This window comes from Myxococcus llanfairpwllgwyngyllgogerychwyrndrobwllllantysiliogogogochensis, assembly GCF_006636215.1.
GTDB classification, from domain to species: domain Bacteria; phylum Myxococcota; class Myxococcia; order Myxococcales; family Myxococcaceae; genus Myxococcus; species Myxococcus llanfairpwllgwyngyllgogerychwyrndrobwllllantysiliogogogochensis.
This window is the reverse complement of sequence record NZ_VIFM01000018.1, coordinates 60,022-82,364: the sequence shown is the minus strand read 5'-3', so window position 1 is coordinate 82,364 and position 22,343 is coordinate 60,022. Positions and strand designations below refer to the sequence as shown.

Genomic DNA, 22,343 nt, shown 5'->3' with positions numbered 1-22,343 from the left:
AATCAGCTTCAGTCTCGTGGACTCGCAGAAGTGTATAAGGGACAGGGGTGGGGGGACGGGTTTCCTCGGCGGAGGTCGTGCGTCGGGGCGCCTTGCGCGCGGGAGTACTCTTGCGTGCCGGGGCGCCGCGCCGACCGGAGGCCTTGGACTTGTTGGGAGGGCGAGAGGTCCGTGGCATGGGCACGTCTCAGTGGGACACGGCGGCTCCGCGCTGAGCGAGGATGTGCCGGACCTCCGCCACCAGCTCGTCGGGGAGGCACGGCTTGGTGACGAAGGAGTCGCACCCCGCGCCCTTCGCCTCGTCCGACTGGCCCGTCATCGCATGGCCGGTGAGCGCGACGACGGGGATGGTGCGCGTGCGGTCATCGTTCTTCAGCCGCCGCGTCGCCTCCCACCCGTCGATGATGGGCAACGACAGGTCCATCAGGATGATGTCCGGTGTGAGCGCGAAGGCCTGGTCCAGTGCCTCCTGGCCGTTCCTCGCCTGCGCCACGCGGAACCCGGAGAACTCCAGGTACTCGGCGTACATCTCCCGCGCGTCGTCGTAGTCGTCCACGACGAGTACGAGCGGCTTGAGGTTCGGGGAGGGATTCGTCATGTCCGCCTCGGGCGTCGTGGAAAGTGCAACGTGAAGGTCGACCCCTGCCCAGGGGTGCTCTGGAGGGAGACGCGTCCCCCCAGCATGTCGGCCAGACGGCGACAGATGGACAATCCCAGCCCGGTGCCGCCATAGGCCCGGGTGGGCGAGCTATCCACCTGCTGGAAGTCCTCGAAAATCTTCTCCTGGTAGGCCGGGTCGATGCCAATCCCGGAGTCCTCCACGGAGATGGTGAGCATGGAGGTCGACGGAACGTACTCCGCCAGGACCTTCACAACGCCCTCGTGCGTGAACTTCAGGGCATTGGACAGCAGGTTGAGGACGACCTGCTTCACCTTCTGTCGGTCGCTGTGCACCGGCGGCAGCTTCGCGCCCAGGTGCGTCGTCACCGTCAGCTTGCTGCGCGCGATGATGGGGTCCATCTCCGCCATGACTTCCTGGAGCAGCTCGGCGATTCCGAAGTCCGACAGATGCAACGGCATCCGCCCCGCTTCGATGCGGGTGATGTCCAGGATTTCGTTGATGACCTCCAGCAGGTGTCGCCCGTTGGAGTCGATGCGCGCCAGGTTGCGCTTCTGCGGCGGCGTCAGCTCACCGGACACGCCCTGCAGCAGCATGTTGGTGTAGCCGAGGATGGCGTTGAGCGGCGTGCGGAACTCGTGGGACATGTTGGCCAGGAACTGCGACTTGGCCGCGCTCGCCTGTTCCAACTGGATGGCCTGCCGGCGCAGCTTCTCGTTCTGCTCCGCCAGCTCCGCGGTGGCCACCTGCACGCGCGCCTCCAGCAGCGTGGAGACCTCCTTGAGCCGCTCCAACAGCCGCGCCTTCGCCAGGGCCTCGCCCCTGTCGCGGAAGAGGGTGACGATGCCCGTCAATTCGCCGCTCTCACCCAGCACCTTGCTGGCCACCGCCTCCACCGGGAGGGTGTCGCCGCTGGCCGGGTCCATCAGGCTGAGCTGCCCGCGCCAGCGCAGGCTGCCCCCGGCGTCCAGCAGGTGCGCGAGGAACGAGGCGAACGTCGCGTGGTTTGAGCGCACGCGGCGCTGCGCGGCGCGGCCTCCATCCAAAGGCGGCGTGAAGAGCTTCTCCGCGGGCTCGTTCATCATCACCGTGCCGCCGGAAGGGTCCGACAGGATGATGGGGTCCGCCACGGAGTCCAGCACCCGGTCCAACCGGTGCCGCTCGCTGCGCGCCTCGCGCTCGGTGGCGCGCAGGCGGCGGTAGCTCTCTCCCAGCGCCTGGGTCGCCCGTCCCAGGTCCGTCACGTTGCGCAGCACGCTCACCATGGCCTCGCGGCCGTCGGGCTCGTACACGCGGGTGCTGACGAGCTCGAAGAGCAGGTCCATCCCCTCCATGGGGTCCACCAGCGGTATCTCGCGCCAGCTGACACCCGGCGCGCCGCCGCTGGCGGTGCTGGCCACCGCGGTGGCGAACACGCGCTGGTTGAGGTGGACGGCGCGCCGGTGGCCGTGGCTCGCGTCGGGATGGGCGACCAACAGGGCCTCCGCGCGCGCGTTGGCCAGTCGCGGACGTCCCCTCAGGTCCGTCAGCAGCACCGGGTCCGTCACCGCGTCGATGATGCGGCGAAGCAGCGCGCTGCCCGTCGTGCCCAGCGGCCCCGACGTGGCCTGCCGCGCGAGGAAGGGCCCCGCGTGGTCCGCGACCCACGTCACCTCCGGGGGGAGCGTGGGGCCGCTCGCCCAGACGAGCAGCAGCCCCACCGGAGGCGCGTCGTCGCGTCCGAGCGGCACCGCGAACAGGCCTCCCGTGCCTTGCGCGGGCAGGGGCGCGCGCGCACTCGGAAAGAAGCGCGGCGCGGCCTGGGCCAGCGCGTCCGTCAGCGGGTGGGCCTTGTCGTCATCGGACCACGCCTGCAGCGCGGCGTGCTGCGCCTCGGACAGCCCCTTCGCGGCGAGGCAGCTCATCCTCCCACCGGGCTCCTCGCGCGCCAGACAGGCCGCGGCGGCGGCCTGGGCATGCCGGGGCAGCCACTCCACCATGGCCTCGGCGCAGGCGCGTGCCGTGTCGCAGGCGAGCAGTTGCTCGGCCAGGGCCAGGCGTGCATCGGCGGAGGAGGTGGGGTCCAGGGCGAGAGGGACGGGAGAGGCCAATGCGTCAGGCTCCAGGAGTGGGACGAGGTGTTTCGCCAGGGCGCGGGGTGTCGTCGGTCCGAACCTCCAGATAGGTCACCACGACACGGGCGGCATGCTCGGGAGAGAGGCGGTCCGCGTGGACGACATCGTCCCAGCGAAGGCCGCGGTCCAGGACCCGGTCCATGACATCGACGAGGCTGGTGCTCCCAGCCATTCTTTCCACGGGCATCCTTTGTGGCTCCCTGGTCTTTCGGCAGGGTTCGGGGGGGCCGACCCAGCCCTTTTCTAGCGCGGCGGGTCTGCCCACCCCAGAACCGCTTCCTCGTCGACGTGACTTGCCAACACCCGGCCCCCGGCTCTGTCCGCTCGTGCACATCCCGAGTGACTCCCAAGCCGGGCAGCCGGGCAGGCCCGTGCTTCGACTCGGCGGGTTATCGCACCTCCGGCGCATTCCTAGGTTGAGGACATGGATGAGACGCGGACGAACCGGTCGCTCTGGACCTTGACTGCCCCGCCGCGTGACTTCCCGGCGCTTGCGGGCGACCTGGTGGTGGATGTCGTCGTCATCGGTGCGGGCATCACCGGACTCACCACGGCATGGCTGCTGAAGCGCGCGGGAAAGCGGGTGGCGGTGCTGGAGATGAACCGCATCCTGTCGGGCCAGACGGGGCAGACCACCGCCCACCTCACGGAGTTGCTCGACACGCCCTACGCCACGCTGCGGCGAGACTTCGGGGAGAAGGGTGCCCGACTGGCGGCGTCCTCCAGCCGCGCGGCGATGGAGCAGGTGGCCTCGCTCGTCCAGGAACTCTCCCTGGACTGTGACTTCCAGCGCGTCCCCTCGTTCCGCTACGCGGAGACCGCGCGTCAGTGGGCGTCGCTGGAGCAGGAACTCTCCGCCGCGCGCGACGCGGGCCTTCATGCCTCCCTCACCCACGCGGTGCCGCTGCCCTTCCCGGTGAAGGGCGCGCTGCGCGTGGAGGACCAGGCGCTGTTCCATCCGCGCAAGTACCTGCTCGGGCTGGTGGACTCGCTGATAGGCGAGGGCTGCTTCCTGTTCGAGAACACGCGGGTGACGGAGGTCCACGACGGCGCGCCCTGTCGCATCGTCACGGACCGGGGCACCGTCACCACCGCGGCCGTGGTGGAGGCCACCCACTCGCCGCTCAACCGGGTGCTGCTGCAGACGAAGCTGTCCGCGTATCGCAGCTACACGGTGGCGGGTCCGCTCGAAGGTCCGCTGGAGCCCGGGCAGTACTACGACTCGCAGGAGCCCTATCACTACATCCGCACGCAGTCCGTCGAGGGCCGCGCGTACGTCATCGTCGGTGGCGAGGACCACAAGGTCGGCGCGGAGGAGGACACCGGGCGGCGCTACGCGGCGCTGGAGGACTATGCGCGCAAGCACTTCCCGGTGAAGCAGCTCACGTATCGCTGGTCCGGTCAGGTCATCGAGTCCACGGACGGGCTGCCGTACATCGGCCGCAACAGCGCCAGCCGCCATGTCTACGTGGCGACGGGTTTCTCCGGGACGGGCATGACGTTCGGCACGCTGGCGGGGATGCTCATCAGCGACCTCATCCTGGGTCGGCAGAGTCCCTACGCCGCGCTGTATGACGCCACGCGCGTCAAACCGCTGGCGGGCGCGAAGGACTTCATCCAGGAGAACGCGGAGACGGCCTTCCGCTTCGTCGCGGACCGGCTGGCGAAGCCCGAGGGCAAGCACCTGTCCGAGGTGGCACCCGGCGAGGCGAAGATTCTGGAAGTCGAAGGGCAGAAGGTGGCCGTCTACCGCGAGGCGGACGGAACCTCTCACGCGGTGTCTCCGGTGTGCACGCATCTGGGCTGCCACGTGCACTGGAACGGCGCGGAGCGCTCGTGGGACTGCCCCTGTCACGGCGCGCGCTACAGCCCCACCGGCAAGGTGCTCAATGGGCCCGCGGTGAAGGACCTGCCCTCCCGCAAGCTGCCCCGCTGAGCCCGGCTTCTTCGTTTGATGACAAGAACCCCGTCGGACACGGAGATACACCCATGAACGCGTTGGACCTCCTGAAGCAGCAACACGCCGAGGTGAAGAAGCTCTTCACGCAGTACGGCAAGCTCCCGGACCACGCCGATGCGAAGCGCCGGGAGTTGTTCGAGATGATCGCCGACCGGCTCAGTGCGCACACCACCATCGAGGAGCAGTACTTCTATCCGGCGTCCAAGGCCAACGACACCGAGGACCTGCTGCGCGAGGCCGTGGAGGAGCACCTGTCCGCCAAGCGCATCATCGCCGACCTGATGGAGATGGAGCCGCACGACGAGGATTTCGACGCGAAGATGAAGGTGCTCCAGGAGCAGATAGAGCACCACGTGGAGGAAGAGGAGGGTGACCTCTTCAAGAAGGTCCGCAAGCTCGTCTCCAAGGAGCAGCTCGAGGACCTGGGCCTCCAGATGGAGGAGGAGTTCGACGAGCTGATGGAGGGCGAGCCCCGGCGCCAGGTGCCCTCCGAGACGGACAAGGCCGCGCCACTCTGAGTCTCGGTTCTTCGTGACAAGAATCGGGTTGCGCGGGGCGCTGGGAGCGGCAGCATGTCACCCCTCTCATGCCGCGTCCTGCTCCCACCGCCCCGCGCCTGCCCGAAGCCTTCACTCCCGAGGTCCGCCGTGCCCTGGCGCGCGAGGACCCGAAGCTGGGCGCGCTGATGAAGCGCGTGGGCTCCTTCCGCCTCCAGTTGAGCCCCCTGCACAGTCCCTTCGCAGCGCTGGCGGAGTCCATCGTCTATCAGCAGCTCCACGGCCGCGCCGCCGCCGCCATCTTCGAGCGCGTCAGCGAGCGCGTGGGCAAGGGCCGCCGCTTCACGCCCCAGGCCCTGCTGTCCGTGTCGGAGCCGGTGCTGCGCGAGGCGGGCCTGTCCGCCAACAAGCTGGCCGCGCTCCAGGACCTGGCGCGCAAGTCACTGGACGGCACCGTTCCTCCCCTGTCCCGCGTGCGGCGCATGGACGACGCCTCGCTCATCGAGCATTTCACGCAGGTGAGAGGCATCGGTCAGTGGACGGTGGAGATGCTGCTCATCTCCAGGCTCGGTCGGCCGGACGTGCTGCCGGTGGACGACTTCGGCGTGCGCAAGGGCTTCATGCTCGCGTATGGGCTTCCGGAGATGCCGCGCCCCAAGGCGCTGCTGGAATACGGTGAGCGCTGGCGGCCCTGGCGCACCGTGGTGAGCTGGTACCTCTGGCGGGCGACGGAGCTTCCCGTGGAGCCCGTGGTCGGCTGAGCGGCGGTGTCCGCGCCACAAGGCGGCATGGCAGGCAGGGGCTCGCTGTCGAGCGTCTTGCCGCGAGGCGTCGGAGTCCTCACCCGTATGTGCAACGGGAGAGGACTCACATGCGTGCACTGACGTACCAGGGGCCGTTCAAGGTCCGGGTGGAGAACAAGCCAGACCCTCGGTTGGAGCACCCGCAGGACGTCATCCTCAAGGTGACCCGCACGGCCATCTGTGGCTCGGACCTGCACCTGTTGCACGGCCTGGTGCCGGATACCCGCGTGGGCCACACGTTCGGTCATGAGTTCACCGGTGTGGTGGAGGAGCTGGGCTCCGAGGTGAGCCAGTTACATAAGGGCGACCGGGTGGTGGTGCCCTTCAACATCTCCTGTGGCACCTGCTTCTACTGTCAGCGAGGGCTGACGGCCTCGTGTGAGAACAGCAACCCATCGAGCGACGTGGCGTGCGGCGTGTATGGCTATTCGCACACGACGGGCGGCTACGACGGCGGGCAGGCCGAGTACGTGCGCGTGCCCTTCGCGGACGTGGGGCCACTGAAGATTCCCGACGGCATGGAGGACGAGGAGGCGCTCTTCCTCGGAGACATCCTGCCCACCGGCTACATGGGCGCGGAGATGGGTGAAATCAAGGGCGGCGAGACGGTGGTGGTGTTCGGCGCGGGCCCGGTGGGCCTGTTCGCCATGCGGTCCGCGTGGCTGATGGGCGCGGGCCGGGTCATCGCGGTGGACTGCGTGCAGTACCGGCTCGACTTCGCGGAGCGGTACGCGAAGGTGGAGACGGTGAACTTCCGGGAGGTGGACGACATCGTCCTCTACCTGAAGGAGCTGTTCGAGGGGCGCGGGCCGGACGTGTGCATCGACGCGGTGGGCATGGAGGCCGAGGGCTCGCTGGGGCAGCGCGTGCTGGGGCTGGGATTGAAGCTCGAGGCGGGCGCGCCCACGGTGCTCACCTGGTGCATCGATGTCGTGCGCAAGGGCGGCAACGTCTCCATCGTTGGAGTGTACGGCCCGCCGTGGAACCTGATGCCCATTGGCACCGCGATGAACAAGGGACTCACGCTGCGGATGAACCAGTGCAACGTGCGTCGCTACATGCCGCATCTGCTCCAGCACATCCGTGAGGGCCGCATCGACGCGAAGGGCATCATCACCCACCGCTTCCCGCTGGAGGAGGCACCCAAGGCGTACCACCTGTTCGCCCAGAAGCAGGACGGCTGCGTCAAGTGCGTCCTCACCCCCGGGCACGCGTGACGAGCAAGGAGCCGAACCATGCCGGATAGACCCATTCCTGACGCCGCGGTGGACCTGGAACCCTCCAGTCGTCCGGGTGTGCCGATGGAGAGAACGCCTCAACCCATGCCGGGGGCGCGCGTGCCCATCCGTGTGCAGCACTCGGACGTGCGCGTGTTCAAGCACAAGGGCCGTGCCGGGTTCCCCCCGGTGTTCGGCACCGCGCAGCCGCCTCACGGGGTGAGCGGGCTGTTGCGCAAGGTGGCCTATGGCTACCCGGACCACCTGGCGCGCCACTGGATGATCTTGCTCCTGGCGGACCGGGTGGATGTCTGGGAGCACCGGCTCGCGAGGGTGGGGCCGTGGGCCGTGCCCACCGTCGGGGTGCTCGCCTTGACGGGCCTTGCCTGGAGGAAGTGGTCGCGGGCGTGAGAGGATCTCTCCATGCCGCCCCCGAAGCCGCCGCCCAGACGTTCGTCCTCGAAACCCGCCCCTCCGACGACCCGTGGGGCGTCCGCCGGGGGAAAGCCCTCTGCGGGGCAAGGGGCGGAGTCCGCGAAGAAGCCCGCACGAAAGCCGGAGCCCGCCGTGGCTCCGAAGGCGCAGGGGAAGTCGCCTGGAGCCGCGCAGGCCCCGAGGGCACAGGCGAAGCAGGCGGGGGGAGCACAAGCCCCGAGGGCGCAGGCGAAGGCCGCTGGAGATGCTCAGGCCCCGAGGGCGCAGGCGAAGGCCGCTGGAGATGCTCAGGCCCCGAAGGCACAGGGGAAGTCAGCGGGAGATACGCAGGCCTCGAAGGCACAGGCCAAGGCCGCTGGCGATGTACAGGCCCCAAGGGCGCAGGCGAAGTCGGCTGGAGATGCGCAGGCGACGAAGTCACAGGGGAACTCGGCGGGAGATACGCAGGCATCGAAGGCACAGGTGAAGCCGGCGGGAGATGCGCAGGCACTGAAGGGACAGTCGAAGGCCACCGGGACTTCTGAATCCGCGAAGCCCCAAGCGAAGCCCGTGGGCAAAGGACAGGCGAAGTCCGCTGAACGCTCCGCCGACGTCACGCCGCAAGAGATGTCCCTCAAGAGTGTCGAGGGAGTGAAGTCGCAAGCAACGCCCATCGAGACAGCGCACGAGGCGAAGCCGCGAGCAACGCCCATCGAGACCGCGCAAGAGACGAAGGCGCAAGCAACGCCCATCGAGACAGCTCACGAGGCGAAGCCGCAAGCAACGCCCATCGAGACAGCGCATGAGGCGAAGTCGCACGTGAAGGTTGTCGAGGCGACTCACGCGGCGAAGCCACGGGCGAATCCCATCGCGAGTCCGCCGTCCGAAGCTCCCGCGAAGCCTCCTTCGCGGCGTGGGCTCACGCTGGTTTCATCTCGGGAACCCAGCGTGGAGTCGGAGGAGTCCTCCTCGGACGATGTGATCATCGCGGAGGTGCCGCCCATCGAGGACGAAGCCCCGCCTCCTCGCTACGAAGCGCGAACGCACACGCGACCGCCGCTGTCCGTGGGTGACCTCGACTCGGAGGTGCTCCCCATCTCCGCCCTCGCACCCATCGAGGGCGCCTTCACGGGCGCGCCTCTCCTCGTCCACGCGAGCCCGGAGACGATTCGGACCTGGGGTGTCCTCGGCTCCACGATGAGTCGGCTCGTGCCGGGAAAGAGCGAGGGCGGCTACACCTTCTCCGGTCAGGCCCGGCTGTACGTGCGCGCCATCAACCGCGTGGAAGCAGCCTCCGAGGGAACCGGGCGTTGCTCCGTCGTGCTGCGAAACACGTCGGGCCGTCCCATCCAGCTCCAGGTCAAGGGTGGCCTCTTCTCCAAGTACCTCACGCCCCAGTTCCCGCCGAGCACCACGGGTGCGCCCTTCAACCCGTTGAGCCAGGAGCCCATCGACGAGGACCTCACGGGACTGGTCGACGCGCAGGCAGGGCAAGGCAAGGAACCAGACCCAGAGGGCCTGTTCTTCCGAGGACCGCATGCGGTCCTCGCCTCGGGCCTCCTCGACGCCGTCCTCGATGCCCGTGACGAATCAGAGCGCCAGTCCCGTCCGCTCGTCCGTGACGACCTCGACCTGTCCCACCTGGACGACGTGCGCCTGGGAACCCGGGGCGCCTTTGAGGGCTCTCTCACCGTGCCGCCTGGCGCGACGGTGGTCGTCCTGGATGCGCGTCACGAAAAGTCGGGCACGCTCTGCGCCCTCCTGGACTTCACGGCCTTGGACTCGAAGGGGCAGGTAGACCCCGGCGCGCGGTTCCGTCTGGCCACCGTGTCCAGCCCCCTGCCACTCACTCCCGACGAGCTCGCCGCCATCTCCCGGAGCGAGCATCCGCTGGCCACCGCCGGGGATGCGGGCACGACGGCCTTCCCCTCACTCCAGGGGGTGAGCGAAGCAGGCAGCCTCTTCGTGGGTGAGCGCACGCTGCGCCTGTCGCCAGGAACGCTCGCGGGCGACCTCGTCATGTCCATGCCCCGCAGGCGCGCGGGCACGGGGCCTGACGCTCCGACGTTGACGCCGACCTCGGGGACCTCCGCCTCGCGCGCCGCATCCGCTCGGGACGACAGGACGCACGACGGTGCCCGGGGCGTCTCGTACCAGCTGACGTACACGCTGGAGAACGAGGACAGCGAGCCGCGCGAGGTGGAATTGCTGCTCACCTCGCCGCGACTCCATCCCTCAGAACACTTCTTCCCACAGGCTGGAGTGCTGAACCTGGCGATGAAGGTCGACGGCCAGCGCATGGACGTCCGCGTCAACCAGCGTGGAGAGGGCAGGGTGCTGGCGGTCCTCGAGCTTCCGCCCGAGGGCCGCCGTCAGGTCCGGCTCGAGTGGACCCACGTGGGAGGAACCTTCCCTCCCGCGGGGCTCGAGCTGCGCGCACGGCGCTGAGGAACGATTAGTCCGACCAGGTCGTCACGCGCACCATGCGCACGAACTGGCGGTCCGTGCTCACCGCGGCGATGAAGTAGCCACCCATGTCCCCAGGGCCGCCACCGCCGCAGTACGTCTGGCACGACCAGCCCGTGGTGTAGAGCCGGTTGCTGTTGCGCGAAACCTGCGTGATGAGCGCCAGCGCGCCATCCACCTCATCCGAGTTCGGGGTGCCGCTGATGACCTGTGCGGAGAGCTTCGCGAGCAGCTCCTGGACGGTGATGGGGGTGAACGCCCCCACGCCCCGCAGCCCGAAGGCCGCGGCGGCCTTGTAGGACAGCGTCTCCTGGTTCGCCACGCCCTGCCCGTTGGGGATGTAGCCCTCCTTGATGGAGGAGGACGTGGTGAGCGGCCCGGTCGCGCCGAACAGCTGCTCGGGCGTCTGCGCCATGTCGTCGAGCCACAGCGGCGCATAGGTGGTGGCGCCGTCGTTCAGCTCGTGGACATCAATCATGTACTTCTTGGCGGTGGCGGTGACGCCGATGTTGAAGACCAGGTCGTTGATGCGCGCGCCCAGGAAGGTGCGCTCGGCGGCGTCCACGCGGCCGTCGTCGTAGAGGAACAGGTTGACCGCGTTCTTCATCTCCGCGCGGCGCACGGTGGTGCCACCGGGGCTGTTCGACGTCCGGGCCGTGGCAATCGCCGCGTTGAAGGCGGGAATCGTGGTGGTGCTGTCCGCGAGGGCCTGGGGCGCGGCCAACAGCGCGACGCCGCCCAGGAACGACTTCAGGGATGTAGAGAACAAAGGGTGGACCTCTCGCGGGCAACTTCTCCCGCGCGTGAGAAGGGGGGAACTGCGGCTCCGCACTTAACACGCGCGTCTGACACATCTGTCTTGATAACAAATGAGTACAGCCAATCGAGGAAATGCGGCTGTTACGGAATCGTGACGTGCGCCCGCGCGCGTCAGCCGGTGGAGGCGACGGAGGTGGGACTCGTGCGCTGGTGGCGGATGGGAATCAGCAGTGCGAGGAAGGCCACGGACAGTGCGGCACCGAGCAGGAAGACCGGCGCATAGCCCAGTCCCAGTCCGTGAGCCGGGTCCGCGAGCCACCCCGCGAGTGGCGCCGCGGGGGCCTTGCCCCAGACCTCGAGGCTGGCCAGCAGCGTGTAGTGCGTGGCGCCGATGCGCCGGTCCACGCGAGACATCATGAATGCGAACATCACCGTGGTGAGCGCGCCGCCCACCAACTCCTCCGCGAGCGTGACGCCGATGACGCCCGCGTCGCTGACGCCGTGGGTCGCCAGCCACCAGCGGCCCATGAGCGGCAGCACGCGAAGCGAGGCGGTGAGCGTCAGCGCTCCGACGATGGGCAGGCGCGTGGCGAGCAGTCCTCCCGCGAGGGAGCCGAGGATGGAGGCCACGTTCCCCCACGTCCCCACCCACTGGCCTATCTGCCAGGCGGGGATGCCCGCGTCGAGGAGGAAGGGCTTGTAGAGCACGTCCGCCATCGTCTCGCCGAACTTGTACGTGCCAATGAAGAGCAGCAGCCAGAGCGTGCCCGGCTTCATCATCACCGAAGCGAAGCGCTCGCGCAGTTGCCGCCAGCTCAGGCGTGTCTCCGGGGGCGACGCGGTGTCGCGTCCGCTCGCATCCTCACGCGGAGGTGGCTCACGGGTGAGCAGCGTCACCACGAGCGCGCCCGCGCACAGCGCGGCCATGGACAGGAACAGCCCCGACCAGCCAATGGACTTGCTGGCCCAGACCAGGAGCCCGCCGCCCGTGAGCATCCCCAGCTTGTAGCCCACCACCTGCACGGAGTTGCCCAGGCCCAGCTCCTCCGGCCTCAGCGTGTCCACCGCGAGCCCATCCACCGCGATGTCCTGCGTGGCGGCGAAGAGGTTCATCACCAGGATGAGTCCCAGGAGGACTTTCAGCGAACCCCCTTCGGAGACCATGAACCCCGCCGCCGCGCAGGTGAGCGTCAGGCCTGCTTGCATCGGCAGAATCCATGACCTGCGACGCCCGAGCCGCGCGGAGTGATATCGGTCCACCAGCGGCGCCCAGAGCGCCTTGAGCCCCCAGGGCAGCGCGAGTACCCCGGCGAAGCCCAGCGCGGTGAGCGACACCCCTTGCTCCCGCAGATACACGGGCAGCGCGGTGGCCTGGAAACCGAAGGGCAGGCCCTGCACGAAGTAGAGGACGCCGAGCAGCGCGAGCCGGGAGGAGGGGAGTTTCATGGGCGCCCGGAAGCATACGGCCTCCAGGCGCGCGTCACGCGGGGCCCCGGGTCGTTCCGGGACCTGTCGCTCGGCCTCCAGGTCTGGTGAGTCATTTCAAGACAGGCGTGTCTCGTTTCTTGAGACTCGGAGTGTTTGAAAGCTCGTTCTCTCAGTAGAGTCGTGTCGCCCTTCAATTCCAATCACTGGAATCACATCCGAGGGGCATGCATGGGTTTGCCGGAACGGAAGGCCATCGCGCTGTATCAGCAGAGCGTCTTCCTGATGTGGCAGCAGAAGTTCAACGAGCTGGTGGGCGCGCCCGTCGAGTTCGAGGTGGAGTGGAACACCCTGGGCGCGGAAGGGCTGGCGGAGATTTTCTAGCGGATGGGTGTCATCGCCTTCCGGAGCCGCCAGGGACGCGTTGGCTCCGGAAGGTGGTTGCGCGCGTCAGGTGCGGCTGTGCTGCAGCACCATGGCTTCCAGTCGCGTCAGCGCCTTCTCCAGCACTTCCATGGACGGCCCGAAAGACAGCCGCACGTAGCCGCGGAAGCGGGATGGCCGCGCGCGGCGCTTGCCTGGATTCACGTCGAAGAACTCACCCGGCACGGTGATGATCTTCTGCTCCAGCGCGGCGCGGAAGAAGCCCATGCCGTCGTTGAGCGGCGCGGGCAGTCCGGACACGTTGCCCCAGACATAGAACGTCCCGTCCGGCGCGCGGTCCGTGCGGATGCCCAGCCGCTCCAGGCGCGAGTGGAACTTGTCCCGCTTCTCGCGGAAGGCCGTGTGGATGGCCAGCGTCTCCGCGATGACGGGCTCCTCCTGGAGCAGGGGAATGGCGGCGCGCTGCAAGGGCCGGCTGCCTCCTCCGTCCAGGAAGCTGCCCGCGCTGGAGACGGCTTCAATCACCTGCTTGGGCCCCACCGTCCACGTCATGCGCCAGCCCGGATAACGCCAGTTCTTGGTGAAGCCGTCGAAGAGGACGACGGGGTCGCGGTTCACGTCCTCCACGTAGCGCGCGGCGCTCTCCACCGGCAGGTGCCCGGGGCGGCCCGTCCAGATGTAGTGCGAATAGAACTCGTCGATGAGCAGCACGCACTCCTGCTCACGCGCCACGCCCACCCACCGCGCCAGCTCGTCCCCCTGCACCAGCTTGCCGGTGGGGTTGCACGGGTTGGAGAAGAGCAGCGCGGACAGCCCGCGGCCCTGCACCTCGCGGCGCAGGTCCTCGTGGGTGAAGGCGTAGCCGCGCTCACCCTCCAGGAGGATGGGGATGGCGGTGAACGCCTTGAAGACGTCCAGCAGCTCCTCGTAGGCCGTGTAGTCCGGCAGGAAGTGGCCCAGGTTGATGGAGCCCAGGCTCGCCGCGGCGCGGGTGAGGGCCGCTCGCCCGCCACCGGAGAGACACACGTTCTCCGCGCTGTACTGGCTGGGCAGCCCCTTGCGGTAGAGGCGGTTGTAGAGACTGGCGATGGCTTCTCGCACGTCCCACAGCCCCGCCACCGGCGCGTACTCCATGTCCGCCACGTCGATGTTCACCGTGTTCAGGCGGGCCGGTGCGCCGGGCAAATCTCCCGTCTCCGGCTGCCCCTGGCCCAGGTTGCACCAGTCGGGGTCGCTGGAACGGTAGCCTCGGCGCGTGGCCTCGGCGGTGACGTAGATGACGCCCGTGCGGGGCACGGAGCGGAATGCGGGAATCGTGACGTCGTCGCTCACGGCCGGGAACCCTAGCGGAAAGCGACGACGCGCGCGCAATCCCTTGCTACCGGATGATGGGCACCGTCACGGAGGCGTGATCATCCACCGTCACCTCCACCTTGCCCAGCCGCCACAGGCCCGGCTGGAAGTTCGCCTCCACGCGGTGTCCGTCCGACGTCTCCAGGATGGCCGTGCCCTCCTTGGGCAGGTACTCGCCCACCTCGTACTGGAGGGTGTCGAGCGTCATCGTGTCCACGCCGTCGGGGCCCGTGAGCTCCCCTTCACCGTCGAGCACCAGCGAGGAGCCGCCCAACAGCGGCAGGCCCGCGCGCTTGCCCACCCGCGCGTCCACGCGCAGCGTGTGGCCCGGGCGTCCCGGGACGTCGCCGGCCGCCTTCGCCCAGACGCTCGTCTGGTCTCCGCAGGTGCCATAGCCGACCTCCGCGGGCAGCACCGCGCCGTCCACGCGCAGCTGGCGCAGGTCCACCGAGACGTCCATCCGGTCCACACCGCCGCTGTACTTGAAGAAGGCTCGGCCTTCGAGCCGCAGGCCGTGGACCTCGCAGTCCGGCCCGTTGAAGCTCAGCACCACGCCGTCCGTCACCGCGTCGAGCTGCTCCACCGTGGCCGTGGCGCAGGACAGGCGCGCGCTCACGTCGGGCGCCGCGATATCCAGGAACGCCCGGCGCGGCTCGCCACAGGTGTACACGGGCATGAACCCGAGCACCTCCAGCGCGCCCCGCGTCAGGTGCCCCGCCGCGACGACGCGCTCCACGCGCGCCTTGGCGGCTTCAATCACTTCATCCGGGGGCACGTCGCGGCCACACGCGACGAGGAGGGCGGAGAGAGACAGGCCAATGAGGGTTCGCACGGGGACTTCTCCAGGGATTCCCGGACCGCATCGTCGCGGGCGGGGTGCTCCCTGGTAGAGCAACCCTCGTGCCCTTCGCAACGTGGCGAAAACAGGCACAAGGGCTCCGGCAAACGTGCCGGGAGCGTATAGCGCCATGCACACTCACGGCGCCTTCGCCCCGGGTGTCGCCGGCCTCAGGTCTCCAGTGAGGCGCGCAGGAACCAGACGTGCTTCTCGAACTCCACGATGATGCCGGTGGCCAGGTCCTCGGAATCCGCGTCATCCACCTCGACGAAGAGCTTGCGGCTGTCTCGCAGGCCTTCCAGGTAGACCTCGATGCGTTCGGCGAGCAGCTTCACGTGCTCCATGTCACGCGTCGTCTCCTGCGGATACTCAGGCAGGCGGCTGGACTTGCTGACATGGCGGGTGGTGCCAAACGCCTTGCCCCCCAGCGTCACAGCGCGCTCGGCGATGGAGTCGTTGTGGTTGGCGAGGCTGACGGCGAAGGTCTCGAACAGCGGGTGCAGCGCCGCGAACTGCGGGCCCTTGATGTTCCAGTGGGCCACCTTGATTTGCGAGTGCAGGTCCAGGCCGTCCGCCAGGCGGGCGTTGAGCGATTCGACGAGGGAGGCGCGGGTCTTCTCGGGGAGGGGGCTGGGGCTCTTGTACATGAGGGACTTCCTTTCGTTCTTAGTGGTGCGGACGCTCATTCAGATGCGCGTCGCCCACAAATGGAGCGCCCCCCGGTGTTTCCACCGGAGGGCGCGGGTGAAGCACAGCGAATGACTCGCGGGTGCGAGGCTTAAGACTCCAGGCCCACCGCCGCGGCGTGGATGACCGCCGCGACTCGCACCGCGTCGTGCACCTGGTCCTCGGAGAGGCCGCCCTCGAGGACGACCTTCTCGTGGGACTGCATGCACATCTCGCAGCCGTTGATGGCGCTGACCGCGAGGCAGACCAGCTCGAAGTCCACCTTGTTGGTCAGCACCTGCGCGAGCCTGTTCATCCGCAGTCCGGCGCGCTTGGTCGAGTACGACTCTTTCCCGATCATGTGCCGGAAGCGGTAGTACACGTTGTTCATCGCCATCAGCGACGCCGCAGCACGCGCGTCCTCGATGATGGGCTCGGGGTTCGCGAGTGCCTTCCGCGCCTCGTTGAGCATCGCTTCCTTCAGCCGGTCATTCCGAACGGCGTAGGCCGACGCGACAGCCACGCCCCAACGCTGCTCGGGGGTGAGGCTGCCACCTTCCAGGACTGCCTGGAGGTTGAGGCGGGTGTCCTTGTGGGCGTCCGCGAGTTCAGAGCGGACGACTTCGAGCGAGGCCATGACGCGTTACCCCGCCTTCGCCAGCTTCTGGGTCAGGGTCTCCTCACCCTTGCTCCAGTTGCACGGGCACAGCTCGTCCGTCTGGAGCGCGTCCAGGGTGCGGACCGTCTCGGAGACGTTGCGGCCCACGGACAGGTCGTTGACCGTCACGTGGCGGATGATGCCCTCGGGGTCCGCGATGAACGTCGCGCGCAGCGCCACGCCCTCCTCCTTGTGGAGGATGCCCAGCGCGTTGCACAGCTCGTGCTTCAGGTCCGCCAGCATCGGGAACGGCAGGCCCTTGAGGTCCGGGTGGTGCGTGCGCCACGCGTGGTGCACGAACTCGCTGTCCGTGCTCAGGCCCAGCACCTGCGCGTCACGGTCATTGAAGTCCTTGTTCTTCTTGCCGAACTCCGCGATCTCCGTGGGGCAGATGAACGTGAAGTCCTTGGGCCACGCAAACAGCACCAGCCACTTGCCCTTGTAGGTCTCGTTCGTGATCTCCTGGAACTCCTTGCCCTTCTCCAGGCTCACGGTGGCCTTGACCTTGAAGCTCGGAATCTTGTCGCCAACGGTCAGCATGTACTGCTCCTTGGGTTGAGGGACCCGCGGGGGGCCCCTGGGAAGGTGTCTTCTGCTAACGGCTACAGCAGACCTCGTGCCAGTCAATCGACTTCAATGATTCCAGGGACTTGACTTCAGGCCCCCACTGGCCGGTGTTGCTGGGACGGTGAATAACGAAATATCGGTGACGACCGCCACTGCAATTTCGGTGGAGCGCTATTATTCATGCCTCATGTCGGATGAACTGTCAGCGCCAACCGAGGGCGCGAAGGATGCTCGGGACCTGGTCGAGCTGGCAACCACCGAAGATTCGGTGGATGAGCTGCTTCGTCGAGGACTGGACTGGTTGACGCGCGTGGTGCGCTTCGACCTGGCGACGCTGTTCCTGTTGAGGGACGGCAAGCTGGTGTCGGTGGCGGCGCGCGGTCCGCTGGCGAACGCGAAGGTGCGCCACCACGCGCTGACGTTGTCGGAGTTCCCCTCGCTGCGGCATGCGCTGGAGACACGGCGCGCGCGGGCCTTCACGGAAGAGGACCACTCGCACGGCGACGGAGACCCGTTCGACGGCGTGCTGGATTTGCCGCCGGGGCACGCGTGCATGGTGGTGCCGCTGTGCGCGGGCGAGCGCACCTATGGCGTGCTCACGTTGGACCGCGCCGAGTGCGAGACGTACCCGCAGCCGGTGGTGGACCTGGTGGAGGTGTACGGCCAGATGCTGGCGACGGCGCTCCAGGCGGCCGAGCAGCGCGCGACGTTCGAGCGGCTGCACCGTCAGGACCACGAGCACGCGAAGCTCCTGGAGGCGCAGCTCAGCGGAGAGTCGGAGGGCATCCTCGAGGCGTCGCTGAGCCCCGTCATGAGGGACCTCGCGCGGCGGGCGCGGCAGGTGGCGGAGACGGACACGCCGGTGCTGATTACCGGCGAGACGGGCACGGGCAAGGAGCGGCTGGCGCGGGCCATCCACAAGTGGAGCTCGCGCGCGGACCAGCCCTTCGTCACGCTCAACTGCGCGGCGATTCCGGCGGGCCTGCTGGAGAGCGAGTTGTTCGGCCACGTGAAGGGTGCGTTCACCGGCGCGACGAAGGACCGCGCGGGCCGCTTCCAGATGGCGAGCGGAGGCACGCTGCTCTTGGACGAGGTGGGCGAGCTGCCCGTCGAACTCCAGGCGAAGCTCTTGCGCGCGCTCCAGGAGAAGGCCTTCGAGCCGGTGGGCAGCGACAAGACGGTGCGCTCGGACGTGCGCATCCTCGCGGCCACGCACGTGGACCTGCACCGCGCCATCGCCGAGAAGCGCTTCCGCGAGGACCTCTACTACCGGCTGAGTGTCTTCCCGTTGCGGCTGCCGCCCCTGCGCGAACGGCGCGAGGACCTGGCGCAGTTGTGTACGTTCTTGCTGGAGGAGCAGGCGCGGCGCACCGGGCGGCGTGGCATGCGCGTGTCACCGGCGGGGCTGGCCAGGCTGGAGTCGTATGACTGGCCGGGCAACCTGCGCGAGCTGGGCAACGCGCTGGAGCGCGCCACCATCCTGACGAAGGGCACGGAGCTGGGTCCTTCCTCGTTCGACGTGGTGGCGCACGGTGGAAGCGCTCACCCGGCGGCGCAGGTGGAGCCGGCGGTGCCGAGCGTGCTGGACGCGACGATGAAGCCCGGCTCGGTGCTGACGCTGGCGGCGGTGCAGCGGGAGCACATCCTGCGGGTGCTGACGCTCACGCGGGGGCGCGTCTACGGGCCGGGTGGGGCGGCGGCGCTCCTGGGCCTCAAGCCCTCCACGCTCCAGAGCCGGATGAAGAAGCTGGGCATCGCCCGGCAGGAGCAGTTCGTGGTGGACGAGGTGTGACGACGACGGGGCGCCGAGGTGACGGCGCCCCGAGGGACTTCAGCCCGCGCGCTGCTGGGTGGCCGGCAGCGGGTAGGTGGTGCCCGTCTTGCCGAACGGCGCGTCGAACAGGTGCGGGTCCGACTGGCGCGTGCGGAACAGGTCGATGATGTAGTTCATCCGCTGGTCCAGCTTGCTCCAGTCCTTGGCCGCGGTGCCCTTGAGGCTGTCGGAGCTGGAGTCCAGCTTGCCCAGCAGGGCGCGCAGCTCCGGGTTCTCGATGGCGCGCAGGTGCGGCGGGAAGAGCGTGCTCTCCATCCCCGGAGGCGGGGGCAGGTCGTTGCCCAGCTTCAGCGCGCCGCCCGGCACCGCGAGCTTCATCATGTGCTCGGTGGCGAGCCGGCGGAACACGGAGGCCGTCGCGTCGACCAGGGGGTTGAGCGCCGCGTCCACGAGGCCCGTCTTCAGGGCGGCCTTGCCCGCGAGGTTGGCGGGGAAGGGCAGCGCGTTGATGCCGGACTCGATGCTCTGCTTGAGGATGCTCCGGAAGGTGTCCTTCACCGGCGCGTTGAGCGCCTTCTCCACGTGCTGCTGGAGCTGCGTCTGCTCGTGCAGGCCAATCTGGTCATTGGCCAGCAGCATCAGCTCCGCCTTCTTGTTCGGGTCCTTCTCGAACATGGCCTTGGTGTAGTGGCCGAAGGCCTCCTTCAGGAGCGGCTTGTCCTTGCCGAAGCCGTCCAGGTACTTCTGCGTCTTGGCGGCGTCGTAGGACGTGTCGCCCTGGAAGGTCTCGATGAAGCGGGCGAACTCCTGGCCCACCTCGTTGAAGACGAACTGGTTGCCGTCGGCAATCGACTTGCTGACGTTGTTGAGCGCCTCGCTGCCCGCCGCGGCGATGTCCGCCAGCGGCAGCGCGGGCAGGCCCACCTTGCGCAGCACGTCGTCCACCTTCTTCAGCGGACCGGCCATGTCACCGGCGCCCTTGAGCGCGTCGGTGAAGAACTTGGGCATGTCCTCGTTGCGGATGCTCACGCCCGCCTGCTTGGACGCCCACGTCGCGAAGGTGGACCAGTTGGCGTTCTCCTTGCCAAGCATCTGACCCAGGCCGTTGGACAGGTCCGCGTAGCCCTGCGTAATCGCGTAGTTGCGCGCCACCGGGTCCTGGATGGAGGCAATGGCCTTCACGTCCGCGACGCTGGGGTAGGTGCCCGGGGCGACGTTCGTGCCCTGGGGGGCGACGGGCGTGGTCAGCGCCACCGTCGGCTTGCGAGCGGCTCCCGTGTCGAACAGGGACACGTCGCGAGCGTCACCGCGCACCACGGGCGCCTGGGGCTTCACCTCGTTGCGGACGGGCGCCGGGGTGGCGGGGGTCTCGAGCGGACGGGGCTGGACGCGGGGGCCGGAGCTGGGGGTCTTCATGGTGTGGAAGAGTATCGGCCCGGAGAGGGCGGAAGTTGCGTGGCTGTCACGGGTTGTCCGGTCCCGGTGGAAACCCTTGATGCCTCAGGGATAGTTGGGCATGGGAGCTGTTCGTTCCATGTCGCGCCGCCGCCTTTCGTGTCGCCAGGCCCACACTCCCGGGCTGGCCTTGCTGTGCCTCGTGTGGGGGGTGCTGGTGCTGCTCGGCTGTGGCCGGGGTGAGGCGCCGGGCTCCCGGGGGGACTGGAAGGGGCGGACGCTGCGCATCGGGACGGATGCCACCTACCCGCCGTTCGAGTCCGTGAAGGACGGCGAGCTGGTGGGGTTCGACATCGAGCTGGGAGCGCTCATCGCGGAAGAGCTGGGCGCGAAGGTGGCGTGGACGAACACGTCCTTCGACGGGGTGTTTCCCGCGCTGATGGCGGGGAAGTTCGACCTGGTGATTTCGGCGGTGACCATCACGCCCGAGCGCCAGCAGCGGCTGGGCTTCTCCGCGCCGTACTACACGGCGGGACAGCTCGTGGTGGCGCGGGAGGCGGACACGGCCGTCACCGGAATCGAGAGCCTGCGCGGGAAGACGGCGGGCATTCAAATCAACACCAGTGCCTCGCTGGTGCTGGAGAAGTTCCCGGACATCGAGGTGCGGCAGTACCCGAGCATCGACCTGGCGCTCCAGGACCTGCGCAACGGCAACCTGGCGGGCGCGGTGGGGGATGGGCCGACGCTGCGCTATTTCCTGGCCCACGGCTTCCAGGGGCTGCGCGCCGCGGGCGGGATGCTGACGGAGGAGCACTACGGCATCGCGATGCGGCCGGATGACCCCGCGCTGCGCGAGGCCGTCAACGCCGCGCTCCAGCGCCTGCGCGACAGCGGGAAGTTCGCCGCGCTGGAGGAGCGCTACTTCGGCGAGGCGGCCCAGAAGGCCCAGGCGACGCCGCAGGCCGTGCCCTGGGGCAAGGTGACCTGGCGGCTCGCTCAGGGCCTGGGCCTGACGCTGGGGCTCACCGTGCTGGCGTTGATCTCCGGGCTGCCCCTGGGGCTGGCGGTGGCGCTGGGGCGGCGGGTGCGCTTCCGACCGCTGGCGTGGCTGTGCGCCGCGTACGTCGAGGGGCTTCGTGGAACGCCGTTGCTGGTGCAAATCATCTTCATCTACTACGCGCTGCCGCAGCTCTTGGGCGTGGACCTGGCGCCGATGCTGGCGGCGGTGCTGGCGCTGACGCTCAACAGCGCCGCGTACGTGGCGGAAATCTTCCGGGCGGGCATCGCCTCCGTGGACGCGGGGCAGGAGGAGGCCGCGCGGGCGTTGGGGATGGGCCGCGCGCAGGTCATGCGCTACGTCATCCTCCCGCAGGCGGTGCGCAACGTGCTGCCGCCCTTGACGAACGAGGGCATCGCGCTGCTGAAGGACTCCTCGCTGGTGTCCATCATCGGCATGGCGGAGCTGACGCGGGCGGGGCAGGAGCTGGCGAGCCAGCTCGCCGCGCCGCTGGCTGTCTGGCCGCTCGTCGCGTTGTTCTATCTGTTGGCCACGCTGCCGCTGACACGGCTGGCCTCGGCGCTGGAGAAGCGCCTCCACCGTCAGGGGTGAGGAAAGCCATGGCGCTCGTCGAGGTTCGCAATCTGCACAAGCGTTTCGGGGCGCTGGAGGTCCTCAAGGGCGTGGACCTCACGGTGCAGCCCGGAGAGGTGGTGGTCTTCGTGGGCCCGTCCGGCTGTGGCAAGTCCACGCTGCTGCGGTGCCTGTGCGGCCTGGAAGTCCCATCCGAGGGCCAGGTCGTCGTCGGGGGCACACAGGTGAGTGATGAGCCCAAGGCGCTCCAGGCGCTGCACCGACGCGTGGGCATGGTGTTCCAGCGCTTCCACCTGTTCCCCCACCTGAGCGCGCTGGAGAACGTGACGTTGGCGCCGCGCAAGGTGCTGGGGCTGTCGGACGCGGAGGCGGAGACCCTGGGGCGGCGCATGCTGGCCATGGTCCAGCTGGACTCGCGCGCGGACGCGTACCCGGGACAGCTCTCCGGTGGGCAGCAGCAGCGGGTGGCGATTGCGCGGGCGCTGGCGATGAAGCCGGAGTTGATGCTCTTCGACGAGCCGACCAGCGCGTTGGACCCGGAGCTGGTGGGCGAGGTGCTGGAGGTCATGCGCGAGCTGGCGCGCGAGGGCATGACGATGTGCGTGGTGACGCACGAGATGGGCTTCGCGGCGGACGTGGCGCACCGCGTGGTGTTCATGGACGCGGGGAAGGTGGTGGAGGAGGGCCCGCCTCAACAAGTGTTGCGCGAGCCCCAGCACCCGCGCACCCGTGAGTTCCTCGCGCGCCTGCTCAATCGGTGAGGGGATTCCCCCGCGGGGGACGTTGGGTGGAGGCACTGGCGCGATTGGCTGGCTCGCCATGATGGCGACCGGGCGCCCGTGG

General features: G+C 68.7%; 21 protein-coding genes. 10 read left to right on the top strand and 11 right to left on the bottom strand.

The features are described from left to right. Positions 1–187 precede the first annotated feature (187 nt). The 3 genes from FJV41_RS07015 to FJV41_RS07005 are packed head-to-tail and all read right to left on the bottom strand — an operon-like array spanning position 188 to position 2,920. Entirely contained in the window at positions 188–598 is a 411-nt protein-coding gene (locus FJV41_RS07015; RefSeq protein WP_141641633.1) for a response regulator, read from the bottom strand. Next, a complete protein-coding gene (locus FJV41_RS07010) occupies positions 595–2,709 on the bottom strand; it encodes a PAS domain-containing sensor histidine kinase (protein ID WP_141641632.1) in 2,115 nt (704 codons plus the stop codon). The genes FJV41_RS07015 and FJV41_RS07010 overlap by 4 nt, the downstream gene beginning before the upstream one ends. A 4-nt stretch (positions 2,710–2,713) precedes the next feature. Continuing rightward, entirely contained in the window at positions 2,714–2,920 is a 207-nt protein-coding gene (locus FJV41_RS07005; protein WP_141641631.1) for a hypothetical protein, read from the bottom strand. A gap of 237 nt (positions 2,921–3,157) precedes the next feature. Between FJV41_RS07005 and FJV41_RS07000 the strand changes: the two genes are divergently transcribed. From FJV41_RS07000 to FJV41_RS06975, 6 genes are all read left to right on the top strand, one after another. Then, positions 3,158–4,669 (top strand): FAD-dependent oxidoreductase, encoded by a 1,512-nt coding sequence (locus tag FJV41_RS07000; protein WP_141641630.1) that lies wholly within the window; start codon positions 3,158–3,160, stop codon positions 4,667–4,669. Positions 4,670–4,722: 53 nt separating this feature from the next. Continuing rightward, positions 4,723–5,211 carry a hemerythrin domain-containing protein gene (locus tag FJV41_RS06995; RefSeq protein ID WP_141641629.1) on the top strand — a complete coding sequence of 163 codons (489 nt, stop codon included), beginning with the start codon at positions 4,723–4,725 and terminating at the stop codon, positions 5,209–5,211. Between the two features lie 68 nt (positions 5,212–5,279). Further along, on the top strand, positions 5,280–5,951 hold the full coding sequence (locus FJV41_RS06990; RefSeq protein WP_141641628.1) for a DNA-3-methyladenine glycosylase family protein: 672 nt from the start codon (positions 5,280–5,282) through the stop codon (positions 5,949–5,951). Between the two features lie 110 nt (positions 5,952–6,061). After that, positions 6,062–7,210 (top strand): zinc-dependent alcohol dehydrogenase, encoded by a 1,149-nt coding sequence (locus tag FJV41_RS06985; RefSeq protein WP_141641627.1) that lies wholly within the window; start codon positions 6,062–6,064, stop codon positions 7,208–7,210. 18 nt (positions 7,211–7,228) lie between these two features. Further along, a complete protein-coding gene (locus FJV41_RS06980) occupies positions 7,229–7,621 on the top strand; it encodes a hypothetical protein (protein ID WP_174456520.1) in 393 nt (130 codons plus the stop codon). 156 nt (positions 7,622–7,777) lie between these two features. Further along, the gene (locus FJV41_RS06975) at positions 7,778–10,072 is read left to right on the top strand and encodes a hypothetical protein (protein ID WP_141641626.1); all 2,295 of its coding nucleotides are present in this window, start codon (positions 7,778–7,780) and stop codon (positions 10,070–10,072) included. Between the two features lie 7 nt (positions 10,073–10,079). Here the strand turns inward: FJV41_RS06975 and FJV41_RS06970 are convergent, their stop codons facing one another. After that, complete coding sequence (locus FJV41_RS06970) at positions 10,080–10,859, bottom strand: hypothetical protein (RefSeq protein WP_141641625.1); 780 nt, start codon at positions 10,857–10,859, stop codon at positions 10,080–10,082. 161 nt (positions 10,860–11,020) lie between these two features. Continuing rightward, a complete protein-coding gene (locus tag FJV41_RS06965) occupies positions 11,021–12,295 on the bottom strand; it encodes an MFS transporter (RefSeq protein ID WP_141641624.1) in 1,275 nt (424 codons plus the stop codon). Between the two features lie 210 nt (positions 12,296–12,505). On the opposite strand from FJV41_RS06965, the gene FJV41_RS52110 reads away from it, so the two are divergent. Continuing rightward, positions 12,506–12,658, top strand: a complete 153-nt coding sequence (locus FJV41_RS52110; protein ID WP_174465846.1) for a hypothetical protein — start codon at positions 12,506–12,508, stop codon at positions 12,656–12,658. Positions 12,659–12,724: 66 nt separating this feature from the next. Here the strand turns inward: FJV41_RS52110 and FJV41_RS06960 are convergent, their stop codons facing one another. From FJV41_RS06960 to FJV41_RS06940, 5 genes are all read right to left on the bottom strand, one after another. After that, on the bottom strand, positions 12,725–13,990 hold the full coding sequence (locus FJV41_RS06960) for a pyridoxal phosphate-dependent aminotransferase (protein ID WP_141641623.1): 1,266 nt from the start codon (positions 13,988–13,990) through the stop codon (positions 12,725–12,727). Between the two features lie 46 nt (positions 13,991–14,036). After that, complete coding sequence (locus FJV41_RS06955) at positions 14,037–14,843, bottom strand: hypothetical protein (RefSeq protein WP_141641622.1); 807 nt, start codon at positions 14,841–14,843, stop codon at positions 14,037–14,039. A gap of 176 nt (positions 14,844–15,019) precedes the next feature. After that, on the bottom strand, positions 15,020–15,535 hold the full coding sequence (gene dps / locus FJV41_RS06950; RefSeq protein ID WP_141641621.1) for a DNA starvation/stationary phase protection protein Dps: 516 nt from the start codon (positions 15,533–15,535) through the stop codon (positions 15,020–15,022). Between the two features lie 92 nt (positions 15,536–15,627). Next, positions 15,628–16,152, bottom strand: a complete 525-nt coding sequence (locus FJV41_RS06945) for a carboxymuconolactone decarboxylase family protein (protein ID WP_141641620.1) — start codon at positions 16,150–16,152, stop codon at positions 15,628–15,630. A gap of 6 nt (positions 16,153–16,158) precedes the next feature. Continuing rightward, positions 16,159–16,713: a peroxiredoxin gene (locus FJV41_RS06940; protein ID WP_141641619.1), complete on the bottom strand. Its 555-nt coding sequence runs from the start codon at positions 16,711–16,713 to the stop codon at positions 16,159–16,161. A 214-nt stretch (positions 16,714–16,927) separates the two neighbouring features. On the opposite strand from FJV41_RS06940, the gene FJV41_RS06935 reads away from it, so the two are divergent. After that, the gene (locus FJV41_RS06935) at positions 16,928–18,532 is read left to right on the top strand and encodes a sigma 54-interacting transcriptional regulator (RefSeq protein WP_141641618.1); all 1,605 of its coding nucleotides are present in this window, start codon (positions 16,928–16,930) and stop codon (positions 18,530–18,532) included. 39 nt (positions 18,533–18,571) lie between these two features. On the opposite strand, the gene FJV41_RS06930 is transcribed toward FJV41_RS06935, so the two are convergent. Further along, a complete protein-coding gene (locus FJV41_RS06930; protein WP_141641617.1) occupies positions 18,572–19,930 on the bottom strand; it encodes a hypothetical protein in 1,359 nt (452 codons plus the stop codon). 118 nt (positions 19,931–20,048) lie between these two features. Here FJV41_RS06930 and FJV41_RS06925 point away from each other — a divergent pair, with 118 nt between their 5' ends. Together FJV41_RS06925 and FJV41_RS06920 are read left to right on the top strand one after the other, a co-directional pair. Then, positions 20,049–21,518, top strand: a complete 1,470-nt coding sequence (locus FJV41_RS06925; RefSeq protein ID WP_181790456.1) for an ABC transporter permease subunit — start codon at positions 20,049–20,051, stop codon at positions 21,516–21,518. Positions 21,519–21,526: 8 nt separating this feature from the next. Beyond that, on the top strand, positions 21,527–22,261 hold the full coding sequence (locus FJV41_RS06920) for an amino acid ABC transporter ATP-binding protein (RefSeq protein ID WP_141641615.1): 735 nt from the start codon (positions 21,527–21,529) through the stop codon (positions 22,259–22,261). Positions 22,262–22,343 lie beyond the last annotated feature (82 nt).